The following is a 16,994-nucleotide window of genomic DNA, read 5'->3' on the forward strand; positions in this document are numbered from 1 at the left end:
AGGTGATACTCTACATACCAAGAATAGAATATTCTCAACTACTAAAATATAATTGATTTGAAGGAGTGTATAAATTTAATGCCGATTACAGCATTTAATAGAATCAATTCTTTTTTGACTAAATCTTTATTAATACTATGTCTCATTATCTTGTCATGGATTACGTGGGAATCATATCTCACAATTAGCGATAAACTAGACATTCCAAATTCAGTAAGTCTTCCTATTATGATTGGAATTGGGCTCGTTTTTCTTATAGTAGCGTGCTTAATAAATAAATATATGTCATCGCTAACATTCGTGATTTCACTTACTTTATTAGCTTTTATCGTTCGCTTAATTTGGATTCTACAAATACCAAGCGTACCTTTATCAGATTTTGCAATAATGTATAATAGCGCTATTCAAGCTGCCCACGGTGATTTTAGTTTTACACATACTACATATTTCACTTCGTGGGTGTATCAACTTGGATTTACGATGTATGAAGCGCTCATTATAAAGATTTTTGGAGAAGGAATATTCGCTTTACAATTTTTAAATGTCCTATTTTGTACGGGAACTACAATATTTGTTTATAAAATCACTGCGAAAACATTTAATGAATGGTCCGGACGTATCGCTGGATTGATGTATGCATTATATATTCCAAGTATTATGCTAAGTTCTGTGTTAACAAATCAACATCTAGCTACTTTCTTCTTTTACTTTGGATTTTATTTATTAGTAACTAAAGGATTGCAAAGTAAATACATGTGGATTTTTATTGGTATCTTATTATCTTTAGGGGACATTATGCGACCACTTGGTATGTTAATTTTAATTGCTGTCGCTATTTACATCTTCCTACATGGAATGCTGGGGAAACCTAAAAAAATCATTTTCAATTCTTTTAAGAAATTATGTGGGATTTTTATTGTTTTCTACTTAGTTCACTACATGATAAGCTTTGCATTTATCTCCTCTGGAATTACACAATATCCATTATCGAATCGCGATCCTCTTTGGAAATTTGTAGTCGGTCTTAACCATGAAACAAAGGGTGGGTATTCCCATGAAGACGCAGGCCATATTATGTCTCTAGAGGTTGGCGAAGAACGCACTTTAGAAGAAAAGAAAATTATTAAAGAACGATTAGCTGACAAGGACAAGGTTATATCATTATTTGAAGAGAAGTTTGCACTTATGTGGGGTGATACCGATTCTTCACCATCATGGAGCTTATATACATCTAACTTTGAAATTCTGGATGGGATGCAAGATTTAAAAGAGAATGCTATTCTATATGAGCGCTATATGTATACAGCTGCGATGTTCTTCGGAATAATAGCGATTCTTTACCTTATAGTAACAAAACAAGACAATCTTCATTACACATTATTCTTACTACTAATTGTTGGATATGTATTAATTCATCTATTAATTGAATACCAAACTAGATACAGGTATTTCATAATACCAAGTTTCAGCATAATACAAAGTTATGGGATATACGTATGTTTTCAATACGTTCGAAAATTCAAAAGAAATTAAGTGCAAAGTACCTCCTTTTCAACCTTGGAGATACTTTCTTATAAATAAATAATATGAAGTTCAAAAATATGTTATACTATCTACTGGTATCTTTTTTCCTATACCACCTAAATTTATATATTTTATAAAAATGAGGATAATATTATGGAGAAACTCTTAAAGTTTGGTTTAGTAGGAATCTTTAATACGCTCATTACAATTATTAGCTTTTGGATATTATTAAAATTTGGGATGAACTACCTTATTGCGAATACCATTGCCTATTTAATTGGTGTTGCCAATAGCTACTATTGGAATAAAAATTGGGTGTTTAAACCTAATAATAAAAGCACGTCAATGTTCTTTAAATTTCTAACTGTAAATTTAATTGTATTGGCTTTTAATACATTATGTTTATTTATATTAGTAGATAAACTTGCCTTTAATGCGCTAATTGCACAGATTTTCGCAATTGGTGTCGGAATGGTTATCAATTTTGTCCTTAATAAAATTTGGACATTCAACCAAACTGAAAAGGCTACTAATTAAACTTAAACAACTTATTAAAACTACGGAGGATATAACATGCAAAAATTAATTTCGGTTGTAGTTCCTATGTACTTCGAGGAAGAAGTAGCGCAGGAATGTTATAACCGTTTAAAGTCCGTTATGCTTCAAAATGATATTAATTACGAGTTTGTCTTTGTAAACGACGGTAGCACAGACCGTACAATGGAAATCTTATCTGAGATTGCATCAAATGATTACCGTACAAAAATCGTTAATTTCGCGCGTAACTTTGGACATCAAGTAGCCGTTACAGCTGGTATTGCTGCTGCAAAAGGTGATGCTATTGTAATTATAGATGCAGACTTACAAGATCCACCTGAAGTTATTCCTGAACTTATTGCAAAATGGGAAGAAGGATATGAAGTTGTTTATGCAAAACGTAAACAACGTAAAGGTGAAACTTGGTTTAAACTTTTAACAGCTAAGTATTTCTATAAATTCTTAAATTACATGTCCGATATCGATATCCCAAAAGATACTGGTGATTTCCGAATCATCGATCGTAAAGTAGCTGATGTTTTCAATCAAATGACTGAGCGCAATCGTTTCATTCGTGGGATGATGTCTTGGGTTGGCTTCCGCCAAACGTATGTTGAATATGAACGTGACGAGCGCTTTGCTGGTGAAACAAAATACCCATTGAAGAAAATGATTAAATTTGCGTCTGATGGCATTATTGCGTTTTCAACAAAACCGTTACGTATAGTTATGACTTTAGGCTTATTATCAGTTCTCATTTCAATAATTGTCTTAGTATATACAATTACTGTGAAAATTATTGGCTCTGGTACGCAAACAGGTTGGGCATCTATTATGGTCGCTATTACATTCTTTAGCGGTATTCAGTTACTTGGCCTTGGAATCGTCGGTCAATATATTGCTCGTATTTATGACGAAAGTAAAAACCGTCCAATTTATATCGTGAAAGAAACAATTAACCTTGAAAAAGAAGAGACTGTACAGAAAAAAGAAATAGTGAATATATAATAAAAAGGTAACAATGAAAGCCATCATTGTTACCTTTTTATATTGTAATACTCCATAATCCGCAAGCGAAATTCCTTTAAATTTGGATATACCTCTAAGTTAGATAACATCCCTTGAATGACTGGAATTCTAGGGTTTGACCTCATTTCTGACTCTAAAACATCTAATGTAACAAGCAATTCATCATCTTCTAATTGATCAGCTAATGTTCGCTTAAACACAATGATTTCTTTTAAAAAACGTTCTTTAACTTGCTCCTTAATAAGCTCTGATTTACAAACAAACTCCCCAAGCCCTTCTTCGTGTAGAACAGGTTCTTCCAAAGATTCTATGAGCCCATCTACTAAATGATCTATCCTTTTTAAAATAAATATCGATACATAGGACAAATCAATTTCTAGTGCTTGTAAAATAATTAATTCTAAATACCCACGGCATATACCTTCTACCATAATTACTAAATCCAATAAATATGGCATAACCTTTTCACCATAAATGGACAATAAACTATTCCGATAAAATGCATGAGACTCTAACTTCATCCGCATCATAAATTCTTCCACTTCTTTATTAAACGGAATGGCATTTTCTCTTGCATGCATAATAATAAACTCTTTATGTTTTTGCACATCAGTAAACTGAAAGTATAATTGCTTTTCAAATTTTTCACGTGGTAGTAAAGACTCTTTTTCAATATCCAGCATTTTCTTTTGGATTTTTTCATAATAATATCGAAGCGTCGCTAATAAAAGCTCATCTTTCGATTTAAAGTACAAATAAAAAGCTCCCTTTGAAATACCACAAGTGGTGACGATTTCTTGTACCGACGTTGCATTTACACCCTTAGTCGCAAATAACTTCATAGCCGCTTCTATAATTAAACGCTCTTTTTCTTTCATATCTTCTCTCCTAAATTTAATCTCGCATCTTATTATAAATGTATTATACCATCTCTTTTTATTGACGATTGACCAACTGGTCAGTTATATTATGTATTAGACTGACCAGTTGGTCAATACAATATAAAGGGAGCGCAAACATGAACAAAATCATCAATTTCTCGTTAAAAAATAAGTTCGCAGTTTGGCTACTAACCATTATTGTTACTATTGCAGGGATCTACTCTGGACTCAATATGAAGCTGGAAACAATTCCTGATATTACAACACCGATTGTAACAGTAACTACGGTCTATCCTGGTGCTACACCAGAAGAAGTAGCTGATAAAGTTTCAAAGCCGATGGAAGAACAACTACAAAATTTAAGCGGTGTTAACGTTGTAAGCTCATCATCTTTTCAAAACGCATCTTCTATTCAAGTAGAATACGATTTTGATAAAAATATGGAAAAAGCAGAAACAGAAATTAAAGAAGCTCTCACAAATGTAAAACTCCCAGAAGGTGTTAAAGATCCTAAAGTTTCACGAGTAAACTTCAATGCTTTCCCAGTTATTTCGTTAAGCGTAGCAAGCAAGAATGAATCTTTAGCTACCTTAACTGAAAATGTAGAAAAAAATGTTGTACCAGGATTAAAAGGACTTGATGGTGTTGCATCTGTCCAAATTGCTGGCCAACAAGTAGATGAAGTACAGCTTGTCTTCAAGAAAGATAAAATGAAAGAACTAGGACTAAGTGAAGATACTGTAAAAAATGTGATTAAGGGATCGGATGTATCTTTACCACTTGGCTTATACACATTTAAAGACACGGAAAAATCAGTTGTTGTAGATGGCAATATTACAACGATTAAAGCATTAAAAGAACTTAAAATTCCAGCTATACCTTCCTCACCTAACGGTCAAGGTAGTCAAAATGCTGGCGCTGGTGCACAAACGCCGCAAATGAATCCAGCTGCTATGAACGGGATTCCAACAGTTACATTAGACGAAATTGCTGACATTAAAGAAATTGGGAAAGCAGAATCCATTTCTCGAACAAATGGAAAAGAAGCAATTGGAATTCAAATTGTGAAGGCCTCTGATGCAAATACAGTTGATGTTGTAAATGCAGTAAAAGATAAAGTAAAAGATCTTGAGAAAAAATATAAAGATTTAGAGATCATTTCAACATTCGACCAAGGTGCACCTATTGAAAAATCAGTTGAAACAATGCTAAGCAAAGCAATTTTCGGTGCTATCTTTGCGATTGTTATTATTATGCTGTTCCTACGAAATATTCGAACAACGTTAATCTCTGTCGTTTCAATACCACTTTCTTTATTAATTGCTGTTTTAGTCATAAAGCAAATGGATATTACGCTTAACATTATGACACTTGGAGCAATGACCGTTGCTATAGGCCGCGTTGTCGATGACTCAATTGTTGTTATTGAAAATATTTACCGACGTATGTCGTTATCAGAAGAGAAATTGCGCGGAAAAGATTTAATTCGTGAAGCTACGAAAGAAATGTTTATCCCAATTATGTCTTCTACCATTGTAACAATTGCTGTATTTTTACCACTTGGACTAGTAAAAGGTATGATTGGTGAAATGTTCTTACCATTTGCCTTAACTATCGTCTTCGCTTTATTAGCATCATTACTAGTAGCTGTTACAATCGTACCGATGCTAGCTCACTCTTTATTTAAGAAAGAGAGTATGAGGGAAAAAGAAGTACATCATGAAGAAAAACCAAGCAAATTAGCAAATGGTTATAAACGCATACTTGCATGGGCTTTAAATCACAAAATTATTACATCAAGTATCGCTGTCCTTCTATTGGTTGGTAGTCTTGCACTTGTACCAGTTATCGGTGTAAGTTTCTTACCTTCTGAAGAAGAAAAAATGATTATTGCAACATATAATCCTGAACCAGGTCAAACGTTAGAAGACGTTGAAAAAATTGCAACAAAAGCTGAGAAGCACTTCCAAGATAATAAAGACGTCAAAACAATTCAGTTCTCATTAGGTGGAGAGAATCCAATGAGTCCTGGTCAATCAAACCAAGCAATGTTCTTCGTGCAATATGATAACGACACGAAAAACTTCGAAAAAGAGAAAGAACAAGTCGTTAAAGATTTACAGAAGATGTCTGGCAAAGGCGAATGGAAAAACCAAGACTTCGGAGCAAGTGGCGGTAGTAATGAAATTAAACTATACGTTTACGGAGATAGCTCAGAAGACATTAAGCCTGTCGTAAAAGATATTCAAAATATCATGAAGAAAAATAAAGACTTAAAAGATATAGATTCTAGTATTGCAAAAACATATGCAGAGTACACTTTAGTCGCAGATCAAGAAAAGCTAAGTAAAATGGGCTTAACGGCTGCTCAAATTGGAATGGGACTTTCTAATCAACATGATCGCCCTGTTCTGACAACAATTAAAAAAGACGGTAAAGATATCAATGTATATGTAGAAGCTGAAAAACAAAATTATGAAACAATCAATGACTTAACAAATCGCAAAATTACAACACCACTTGGTAATGAAGTAGCTGTGAAAGATGTTATGACTGTAAAAGAAGGTGAAACATCGAATACAGTAACACACCGAGATGGACGTGTTTATGCAGAGGTTAGTGCAAAACTAACATCTGATGACGTTTCAAAAGCATCTGCTGCAGTCCAAAAAGAAGTAGATAAAATGGATCTTCCTTCCGGTGTAGATGTTTCTATGGGCGGTGTTACTAAAGATATTGAAGAATCATTCAAACAACTGGGCTTAGCGATGTTAGCTGCGATTGCCATTGTATACTTCGTTCTTGTCGTTACATTTGGCGGTGCTCTTGCACCATTCGCAATTTTATTCTCGCTACCATTCACAATTATTGGGGCTCTTGTTGCCTTATTAATCTCTGGTGAAACATTAAGTGTATCTGCAATGATTGGTGCGCTTATGTTAATCGGTATCGTTGTAACAAACGCAATCGTGCTTATCGACCGCGTTATTCATAAAGAAAATGAAGGTCTATCAACACGTGAAGCTTTATTAGAAGCTGGTGCAACACGCCTTCGTCCAATTTTAATGACTGCAATTGCAACAATCGGTGCTCTTATCCCGCTTGCATTAGGATTTGAAGGTAGTGGCTTAATTTCTAAAGGACTTGGTGTAACAGTAATTGGTGGATTAACAAGTTCAACGTTATTAACACTTCTTATTGTTCCAATCGTTTATGAAGTATTAAGCAAGTTCAAAAAGAAAAAAGCAAAATAACAAAAAAATAACCTCGCTAACTGCGAGGTTATTTTTTATTTCCAAACAAGATTAGGAAATCGCCATAGCCTTCTTTCTCTAATTCCTCTTTTGGAATAAATCGAAGAGCTGCGGAATTAATACAGTAACGAAGGCCATTTGGTCCTGGACCGTCTGGAAATACGTGCCCAAGATGTGAGTCTCCTTCTTTACTTCTCACTTCTGTACGTGTCATATTATGACTCACATCCATCTTTTCTTTCACACTTGCTGACATAACTGGTTTTGTAAAACTAGGCCATCCACATCCACTATCAAATTTGTCTAGAGAAGTAAACAGCGGCTCACCTGAAACGATGTCTACATAAAGACCTTCCTCTTTATGGTTCCAATACTCATTTCGAAATGGTGGTTCTGTACCATTTTCCTGTGTTACATAAAACTGCATCTCATTGAGTTTTTCTTTTAAATGAGCATTATCCTTTGGCCAATGTTGCTTAATAAAAGCATCTCGTCCTGAGCCTTTACGATATAACTCATAGCGGAATGTGTTTTTCTTATGATATCCTTGGTGATATTCTTCAGCTGGATAAAATGTAGCTGCTGGTAGTATTTTTGTCGCAATTGGTTTTGAAAAGCGTCCACTCTGCTCAAGCTCTTCTTTTGAGGCCTCAGCTTTTTTATGTTGTTCTTCATTATGATAAAAAATCACCGTTTCATAAGACTGCCCGCGGTCGTGGAATTGTCCCCCAATATCAGTCGGATCAATTTGTCTCCAATATATATTTAACAATTCCTCATACGGCATTTTATTTGCATCAAATGTAATTTGTACTGCTTCATAATGTCCTGTTGTTTCTGAGCACACTTCTTTATACGTTGGGTCCTCTTTATGACCGCCTGTATAACCTGAAACAACCTGTATAATTCCCTCCATCTCTTCAAATGGAGAAACCATACACCAGAAACACCCTCCAGCAAATGTAGCCAATTCTACCTTTTCATTTACAGCCATTACTTCACCCCTATTCTATATTCTCCTTACAGTATGGCATAAGAAACATAATGTTATAAAAGAAAAAGCATCGAACATCGATGCTTTTTCTCTACTTCACTTTATTTTGTTCCAACATCCTTCTCAATTTCATCACTTGTCACGTCTAAAACATCTAGTAAGAAAATGAAGATTGGAATACCGATAATCAGTCCCCATACACCTAAGAAGTGCTCTGAGAAAATTAATACCATAAAAGTATAGAAAATCGGTAAATTTGTTTTTTGCGACATAAACTTCGGATTTAATACGTAACTTTCAAGCGCATGAATCACTGTTACGATAACTAAAATATAAACAACGTACATAATACCGCCAATATTGTAAGCAATCATACAAAGTGGGAATAACGAAATGATAACCCCCGCTACTGGAATTAATCCAAGCAAGAAAATCATTAATGCTAAACCTAATAATTGCGGGAATCCTAATATCCATAGTGCAATCACGGATAAAACACAGTTAACAACTGCAATTAAAAATTGTGCTTCGATTACTTTTCCGAATGAACGTGCAAATTTCTTACCAAAGTACTCAATTTCAGTATAGAAAATTGCAAGCCTGCTTTCTTTAAACTTTGCAGTAAAACCAACAATACGAGATTTTTCTAGTAAGAAAAACAAACTCAAAATTAAAGAAAGTAAAACTTGAAGACCAAATTTACCAACATTCGTAATTGATTTATACAAAATGTCTACGCCTTGTCCTACATATTTAGAAAGCTCCATATGATTGACAGCATTAACTGCATACTTAATTAATTCACTATCTGGTGGGTTTCTTAAAAATACATTGAATTGGTAAATCAATTGTGAAATTTGTATCGTTAATACTGGTAAATATTTAAATAGCGTAATAGCAATTCCACCAATTAACATTACATATAGAAATGCTATAATAATTTTTCGATTAATAGGCATGAAATGATCTAATTTGCGGGAAATAAACTTTTGGAATCGATCCATTAAATACGTGAGAATAAACGTAATTAATATTAAATTCAACATACTTTGCAGCCCGTATAACACGAGAGCAAGTATTACTAATACGAGTAACCTCTGAAATCCTTTGCTTTGAAACAGGTTTTTTATTTGCATAATCGACGAATACTCTCTCCTGTCCTATAAACTAAAACGTTAATAAGTAGATTTCTCTCTCTTTTCTACTTTTAATTATTCATTCATATTAAGATTTTTATAAACTCATTATATGCCTACCTTAACAGGTATATAGTAGCTTACTTCTTATTTTACAATACAATGACCTAATTCAAAACGTATTCTACATAGTATTAATGAAGATTTAAGGAAACTTACATTTTTTTAAATAGGTCTTACCACTACTGTAACATAAAAAGCAAGCTATCAGTAGAAATCTGTCCTACAAATAGCTTGCTTTTCTTATTTTTTAAGTAAGTTTTACTATCCAATGAATGGCATGAACATCGGGATGACAACTACTGTTACAACCCCAACTACCGTTACAGCGATACTTGCCATCGCTGCCTCTACCTCACCCATTTCAATTCCTACTGCAACTCCTAATGCATGGCCCGCTGTTCCAAGTGCTAAACCTTTTGCAATCGGATGCTTCACTCTAAATGTTTTTAAGAATAATGCTCCTAATGCGTATACGATAACTGCGTTGAAAATAACCGCAAACGATGTAATTGCAGGAATACCACCAATACTTTCTGAAATTGGTAACGCAATTGCTGTTGTTGCTGCTTGTGGTAGCATTGAATTCATTACTGCTGTATCTAAACCGATTGCTTTTGCAACAATGAACACGACAATTACTGAACAAATAGATCCAACCACGATAGCTGATAAAATTTGCCACCAATATTTTTTCAACTTATCAACTTGTTTATATAGTGGGATAGCGAATGCAATTGTTGCTGGCTCTAAGAAGAAACTAATCATTTTTCCACCAGTATTATATTCTTCAAAAGTAAAGTTACCTACCTTTAGAAAGACAATCCCTAATACCATCGCTACGAATAATGGTGTAAATAGGAAGAACCCTTTTGAATGCTTGAATAATAATGTTCCGATTCCGTATGCGATTAATGAAACGACGATTCCGAAATATGGAGTCATTGTGCTTGCCATGTTCATTACCTCCTAACAATATATAAATTCAATGGTTACGCAACCTTTCCGTGCTTGCGTCCTTTATTTACTATTTTCAATTCTTTTGTATCTTCTGTTTCTTTTTCATCTTTTCCTAAAATGAATTGTGCAAATAATCCTGTTACAGCGAGTAAAATAACTGTTGCTACAACAATTACAGTTAAAATTTGTACAAAGTATTGCCCCATTACACCAAGAGAATTAATAACTGAAATACCTGATGGGACGAAAAGGAATCCGATAATGCCGGTTAAAGCTGTTCCAAGTGATTCAACTTGCTCCAATTTAATTACTTTTAAACATAATAGACTAAATAAAATAACTAACCCGATTACCGATGAAGGCATTGGAATTGGTAAATGCGTTGCAATAATATTTGAAATTAACATAATAGCTGAGAATATAAATGCTTGTGATAAGAAACTATATACTTTTTTCGTACTCATTTTGGCCACCTCTTTCGATTTGGTACCTTTATTGTATAGGATATAAACACTAAAGTAAGCGTTTACATAACAGAACGTCAAATATACAGAATCAGTTACAAATATAAAAGGATGAAATACAAAAGCTGCTTCTTAAATACGAAGCAGCTTCTTGAGTTCTTTTGCATATGTACGGCTAACAGGTACTTTCGATCCTTCTTTCATGATTAAATTATAAGTAGAATTGAACCATGGCTGAATTTCAGTAATATGATTAATATTCGCAATAAAGCTACGATGGATGCGCATGAAGCTTGCTTGTGGTAACTTCTTCTCTAAAATTACAAGTGTATCATGTGTTACATACGTTTCCCTCATTGTTTTTACTGTTACTTTCCCATCTACAAGCCCTACATATATAATGTCTTCAATATTCACAAGTACGATTGATTCTTCAATTGGTAATGCTAATTTATGCATCTCTGCTGCTACATCTGTCCCCTTTATTTCGTGCTTCGTTTCTATTTGCGCTTGTTTTTGTTTTTTATACTTCTTTAATGTTTGCACAATACGTTCTTCATCAAATGGTTTTAAAATGTAGTCTAACGCATCTACTTCAAATGCTTGCAGCGCATATTGATCATAGGCAGTAGCAAATACAATTGCAGGTGGATTTTTCATCTTCTTTAATATATTCGCGATTTCAAATCCGTTATCATCGGATAATTGAATATCTAAAAACACAATATCTGGTCTACTTTGCATTAGTTCTTCTAATGCGTCTTCCACACAATCAGCCTCACCAACTATCTCAACTTCTTTCGTTCTCTCTAATAAATACTTTAGTTCATCACGTGCTAACATTTCATCGTCAACTACTAATACTTTTAACACCCGGCTCTTCCTCCCCTACTTTTTTTGGAATAATAAAGGTAATCTCCGTCCCTTTATTTAATTCACTTTCGATATGAAGCATCGTTTCTTTCCCAAATAACCCAATAAGACGTTCATTAATATTATATAAAGCTGTTCCAGTCCCTTTCTTTGATGAAACTACCATCTTTCCTAATTGTTCTAAACGTTCTTCCTCAATTCCCTGTCCATTATCTTTTACTTCAAAGTGAACCATACCCTCTTTTTCAAAAACATGCACTTCCACTTCGCATATTGGTTGCTTCTTCGGAAAAGCATGTCGCAGTGCATTTTCAACCAATAGTTGAAGAACAAATGGTGGTACTAAAGTTGTCTTTAGCTCATCCTCAATATACATCTTTACCTCATACTTATTTGGGAACCTTGCTTGTTCTAATGATAAGTATGCCTGTACGTGGTTTAATTCTTGCTCTAGTGGAATCAATAACTGACGTGCCCCTTGCAAATTACAACGAAAATACACACTCAGCTGTAATAATAACTTCCTTGCTTTTTCTACATCTGTTCGGCATAAAGCTGATACTGTATTAATCGCATTAAATAAAAAGTGCGGGTTAATTTGTGCTTGTAATGCTTTTATCTCCGCATCTTGAAGTAATTTACTTTGCAACTCAGCTTCTCCTAACTCTAACTGCGTGGAGAATATCTTTGCTAACCCCTCTGCTAATTCTTCTTCAACGCGACTTAACTGGTTAGAATTTTTGAAATACAGTTTTAATGTACCTATCGTATTTCCATGTGAAGTTAGTGGAATAACAATAGCGGCTTGTAAGGGACAGCTTTCATGTTGGCAATTAATAACCTCACGTGATTTCGCCTTCATTATTTGCCCTGTATGTAAAACCTCTTTTGATAAACCAGTTATTAAACTATGTGAAGGAATATGGTGATCTGATGCTAATCCAACGTGCGCTAATATTTTCTCTGTATCTGTTAAAGATACCGCATCCGTTCCTGTAAAGCGGTGAATAATTTGTGCCACATGCTTACACGATTCTTCTGTTAAACCTTGACGAAAATACGGTAACGTTTTATCAGCAATACGCAATACTTTATGAGTCTGAAGTGCTTTTGCATTCTCCTCCTGACGCAAAATAGCTTGTATCATAGAAAGTAAAATAAAACTTCCAAAACTATTTACAAGAATCATCGGTATCGCTATTGTTTTCACAACGCTAATTCCATCCTCTATAATTAATAAAATCATAACCATTTCTAAAGATACGATAAAAACACTTAAAACTGCTGAAAACTTAGGAGTAATTGTACGATTATATTTTTTGAAAATATATCCGATATAACCCGTTATAATCCCCGCTAAAATAGAAGAGATTGCGCAGCTTAGCGCTGTCGTACCACCAAGCATATAACGATGAATACCAGCAATAAACCCTACTCCAACCCCTACGATAGGGCCACCAAGTAAGCCACTAATACCAACACCCATAATACGCGTATTCGCAATTGTACTTGACGAAGAAACACCTTGTAACCAATTTTCATTCATAATCGTATTTCCTGCTATTTCAATCCCAGTGTAATTGCTTACAATTGTAAATACCGAAAAAATACAAATAAGCTTAAGCTTATCTACATAGCCATCCTGTTTATGAAGGAGACGTCTGAAAGTTTTAATATGAGAGAGTAAAAATCCTAAAATAACTATAAGTCCGACTCGTTCAATCATCATGAGTACTAAATTTAGCATCTTTGATTCATTCCTTTTTATTTAGTTAGTTTTATTATGGGAAAATAATGAAGTCGGCGTCAAGAAGAACGAAATGTTTTTTGAAATATTTTACACATAATAACTTCCTCTTTATTTGACAATACAATAGAAGAGTGCTAAAAATAAAGTAATATAATACAGTCCTTTAACCCAACCCCGTGAGGTTGAGAAGGAAGTCGGAATACAATATACGTATGTTCTTTTCTTAGGGATACGTATGCTTTTTTGGCCTTCTCATCATATCAGGTGAGAAGGCCTTTTGTTATTCTTCCATAGCGACTGTAGAAAATAAGGAGGAGTAATAATGAACGTCACTACTGATGTACAACAAATAACAGAGGAGACGAAAGCGAAAAGATATAAAACATTATTTGGTTCTGCGCTAGGATATGCAGCAGAAGGTTTAGATATGTTGCTATTATCTTTCGTACTTGTCTATATTTTAAAAGAGTTTCACTTAAGTCCTGTTGAAGGTGGAAACTTAACATTAGCTACCACAATAGGGATGTTAATTGGTTCTTATTTATTTGGATTTATTGCTGATTTATTTGGACGTATTCGTACAATGGCCTTCACAATCTTACTGTTTTCACTAGCAACCGCACTCATTTATTTCGCAACAGACTACTGGCAATTATTAATTCTTCGCTTTTTAGTTGGAATGGGAGTTGGTGGTGAATTCGGAATCGGAATGGCCATTGTAACAGAAACATGGTCTAAAGAAATGCGCGCTAAAGCGACATCTGTTGTTGCACTTGGATGGCAATTTGGTGTACTGGTTGCTTCACTCCTTCCAGCATTTATTGTCCCGCATTTTGGATGGAGAGCCGTTTTCTTATTTGGATTAATTCCAGCTTTACTAGCTGTCTATGTCCGTAAAAGTTTAAGTGAACCGAAAATATGGGAGCAAAAACAACGCTACAAAAAAGAACTATTACAAAAAGAAGCTGCAGGTAAATTAACACCTACTGAAGCAGAACAACTAAAACATATAAAAAAATTCCCACTTCGAAAGTTATTTGCCAGTAAAAAAGTAACAATCACAACAATCGGTCTTATTATTATGTCATTTATCCAGAACTTCGGATATTACGGAATCTTCACATGGATGCCAACTATTTTAGCAAATAAATATAACTATACATTAGCAAAAGCAAGTGGCTGGATGTTCATTTCTACCATCGGTATGCTAATTGGAATTGCAACCTTTGGTATTCTAGCTGATAAAATTGGTCGTCGTAAAACTTTTGCAATTTATTATATTGGCGGTACAGTATACTGTCTCATTTACTTCTTCTTATTCACAGATTCAACATTATTATTATGGGGAAGTGCATTGCTTGGATTCTTTGCAAATGGAATGATGGGAGGATTTGGGGCAATTTTAGCTGAAAACTATCCTGCTGAAGCTCGCTCTACCGCAGAAAACTTTATTTTCGGTACAGGGCGTGGATTAGCTGGATTTGGGCCTGTTATTATCGGCTTACTCGCTACAGGTGGCAACCTACTTGGAGCATTGTCCCTGATTTTTATCATCTACCCAATCGGGTTAATTACAATGCTACTATGTGTACCAGAAACAAAGGGAAAAGTATTAGATTAAACGTAAAAGAGGAAGCATCTCATTTAAGATGCTTCCTCTTTTACGTTTTTATTTATTTTGATTTACTAGCCTTCTGAAATAAGAATGCAGTTTTATCTTCTTCTTTTACAATACCTTGTTTTAATGCTAATTCTCCCGCAACTTTAGGCGCTAACCATAGCATCGGGAATAACAAAATTGATACCGGAACTGCCGTCACTACGATAAACGATTGTAGCGCATTAATACTTCCTTCACCCATATATAAAAGAATTGCTGCAACTGCTCCCATAATAAGCGACCAAAAAATTCGCAAACTAATTCTAGGATCTCCGTCTCCAGTCACTGCCATTGAAATGGAATACGCCATTGAATCTCCTGTTGTCACTACAAATAAAATTGTTAATAAAAGAAATGCTGGTCCAATAATATTAGAAAGTGGCAATTGTCCTGTAATTACAATCATAGCTGCCGGCATACCAGATTCACTTAATGCGTCCGAGATAGAACCAGGATTCATTAACTCATAAAACACACCTGATCCACCTAATATAGTAAACCAAAACGTTGTAATAATAGGTGCGATAATTCCAATTGCAACGATGATTTCTCGAATCGTTCTCCCTCTTGAAATTCGACTCACTAAAATTGCCATCATTGGTCCGTATCCAATAAACCATCCCCAGAAAAAGATTGTCCAAGATCCTAACCAACTTGTATCACCACGGTATGTGCTCATCGGTATAAACTCACTTACATAAAATCCAAACGAAGAAACAAACGAATCAATAATAAATCCACCTGGCCCAAATAGTAATATGAATGCCATTAACAAAATTGCTAATCTAACATTTAAATTACTTATAATTTGAATCCCTTTATCAATACCTGTTACTGCCGATATGGTAGACACGGCCACTACACAAACAATAATTGCTAATTGAGTAGTAAATACATCAGAAATTCCAAATAATTCTTGTAACCCATAACTTGCTTGTAAACCTAAAAATCCAATTGGGCCAATTGTACCTGCAGCTACTGCAATAATTGCAGCTGCATCAATTATCGTTCCAAGCAGGCTCTTTCTTAATTTTTCCCCAAAAATAGGATATAAAAGCGTTCGAGGTTTTAGCGGCATACCTTTATGATAATGTCCATACATCATAACTACCGCACTAATTGTACCTAAAATCGTCCATGCTAAAAATCCCCAATGCATATAACTTTGTGCTAAAGCAGGCATAACTGCTTCTTTCGTTCCAGCAGATATACCATCATGTATTGGTGGCACCGTCATCAAATGGTACATTGGCTCTGCTGCTGCCCAAAAAACGCCACCTCCGGCAAGTAATGTAGACATAATAATAGCAAGCCATTTTGCCGTACTAATCTCAGGTTTTTCTAATCCCCCAAGTTTAACTCTCCCATATTTGGAGAACGCCATACACATCGCAACAATAAATGTACCTAATAATAAAACTTGCCAGAAGGCACCAAAATATTTAATTGAAAAAGCGAAACTGTTATTAATCGCACTCTCTACATAATCCTTGTTCAAAAAAACTGCAATTACAAATAATAAAAGTGAACCACCGCTAATAATAAACACAGGCCAATCAGTTTTTCGACTCTTCATCCTCATTTACACTTCCTCCTTCCTCAGCAATCTAAAAAAACAACTTTATTATGTTTTATTGTTTAAACCCAAAACACAATAATTATATATGCATAACATTTTATCGACTTCCCACATACTTATGTTGTCCCTAAAAATATGCCAAATCCCTTATTAAAAAGAAAAAAATCTCTTTCTCTTACATAAAAAAGCAAAACAAAAGACCTTATATTTCTATAAGGTCTTCGAAACAGAAATTTGATTATAACATAAGGAACTCCTTGGTTCAAAAATCCTCTTCCAAAAATAACCGAGAG

13 protein-coding genes are annotated in these 16,994 nt (G+C 34.4%); 5 read left to right on the plus strand and 8 right to left on the minus strand.

Annotated elements, in window-relative coordinates; translation table 11 throughout:
• Positions 1–78 precede the first annotated feature (78 nt).
• From IBT51_RS22605 to IBT51_RS22615, 3 genes are all read left to right on the plus strand, one after another.
• On the plus strand, positions 79–1,533 hold the full coding sequence (locus IBT51_RS22605; protein ID WP_200458665.1) for a glycosyltransferase family 39 protein: 1,455 nt from the start codon (positions 79–81) through the stop codon (positions 1,531–1,533).
• 144 nt (positions 1,534–1,677) lie between these two features.
• On the plus strand, positions 1,678–2,061 hold the full coding sequence (locus IBT51_RS22610; RefSeq protein ID WP_000413280.1) for a GtrA family protein: 384 nt from the start codon (positions 1,678–1,680) through the stop codon (positions 2,059–2,061).
• Positions 2,062–2,097: 36 nt separating this feature from the next.
• Positions 2,098–3,069, plus strand: coding sequence for a glycosyltransferase family 2 protein (locus tag IBT51_RS22615; protein ID WP_001170716.1), 972 nt, complete (start codon positions 2,098–2,100; stop codon positions 3,067–3,069).
• 29 nt (positions 3,070–3,098) lie between these two features.
• Here the strand turns inward: IBT51_RS22615 and IBT51_RS22620 are convergent, their stop codons facing one another.
• Positions 3,099–3,968: a TetR/AcrR family transcriptional regulator gene (locus tag IBT51_RS22620; protein ID WP_069356582.1), complete on the minus strand. Its 870-nt coding sequence runs from the start codon at positions 3,966–3,968 to the stop codon at positions 3,099–3,101.
• Between the two features lie 140 nt (positions 3,969–4,108).
• Between IBT51_RS22620 and IBT51_RS22625 the strand changes: the two genes are divergently transcribed.
• The gene (locus tag IBT51_RS22625) at positions 4,109–7,225 is read left to right on the plus strand and encodes an efflux RND transporter permease subunit (protein ID WP_200458664.1); all 3,117 of its coding nucleotides are present in this window, start codon (positions 4,109–4,111) and stop codon (positions 7,223–7,225) included.
• A gap of 28 nt (positions 7,226–7,253) precedes the next feature.
• Here the strand turns inward: IBT51_RS22625 and msrB are convergent, their stop codons facing one another.
• The 6 genes from msrB to lytS all read right to left on the minus strand — a co-directional run bounded on the left by msrB (position 7,254) and on the right by lytS (position 13,459).
• Positions 7,254–8,219, minus strand: coding sequence for a peptide-methionine (R)-S-oxide reductase MsrB (gene msrB, locus IBT51_RS22630; RefSeq protein ID WP_000290179.1), 966 nt, complete (start codon positions 8,217–8,219; stop codon positions 7,254–7,256).
• Positions 8,220–8,320: 101 nt separating this feature from the next.
• Positions 8,321–9,355 carry an AI-2E family transporter gene (locus IBT51_RS22635; RefSeq protein WP_001166009.1) on the minus strand — a complete coding sequence of 345 codons (1,035 nt, stop codon included), beginning with the start codon at positions 9,353–9,355 and terminating at the stop codon, positions 8,321–8,323.
• Positions 9,356–9,679: 324 nt separating this feature from the next.
• A complete protein-coding gene (gene lrgB / locus IBT51_RS22640; RefSeq protein ID WP_000168869.1) occupies positions 9,680–10,372 on the minus strand; it encodes an antiholin-like protein LrgB in 693 nt (230 codons plus the stop codon).
• A gap of 35 nt (positions 10,373–10,407) precedes the next feature.
• Positions 10,408–10,839 carry an antiholin-like murein hydrolase modulator LrgA gene (gene lrgA, locus IBT51_RS22645; RefSeq protein WP_053563271.1) on the minus strand — a complete coding sequence of 144 codons (432 nt, stop codon included), beginning with the start codon at positions 10,837–10,839 and terminating at the stop codon, positions 10,408–10,410.
• A 132-nt stretch (positions 10,840–10,971) separates the two neighbouring features.
• Positions 10,972–11,712, minus strand: coding sequence for a LytR/AlgR family response regulator transcription factor (locus tag IBT51_RS22650; protein ID WP_000921848.1), 741 nt, complete (start codon positions 11,710–11,712; stop codon positions 10,972–10,974).
• Entirely contained in the window at positions 11,690–13,459 is a 1,770-nt protein-coding gene (lytS, locus tag IBT51_RS22655; protein ID WP_000933592.1) for a two-component system sensor histidine kinase LytS, read from the minus strand. The genes IBT51_RS22650 and lytS overlap by 23 nt, the downstream gene beginning before the upstream one ends.
• A 325-nt stretch (positions 13,460–13,784) precedes the next feature.
• Here lytS and IBT51_RS22660 point away from each other — a divergent pair, with 325 nt between their 5' ends.
• On the plus strand, positions 13,785–15,083 hold the full coding sequence (locus IBT51_RS22660; protein WP_016513283.1) for an MFS transporter: 1,299 nt from the start codon (positions 13,785–13,787) through the stop codon (positions 15,081–15,083).
• A gap of 52 nt (positions 15,084–15,135) precedes the next feature.
• Here the strand turns inward: IBT51_RS22660 and IBT51_RS22665 are convergent, their stop codons facing one another.
• On the minus strand, positions 15,136–16,704 hold the full coding sequence (locus tag IBT51_RS22665) for a BCCT family transporter (protein ID WP_200458663.1): 1,569 nt from the start codon (positions 16,702–16,704) through the stop codon (positions 15,136–15,138).
• Positions 16,705–16,994 lie beyond the last annotated feature (290 nt).

It is taken from the genome of Bacillus sp. S71 (assembly GCF_016625265.1).
Lineage (GTDB): Bacteria > Bacillota > Bacilli > Bacillales > Bacillaceae_G > Bacillus_A > Bacillus_A cereus.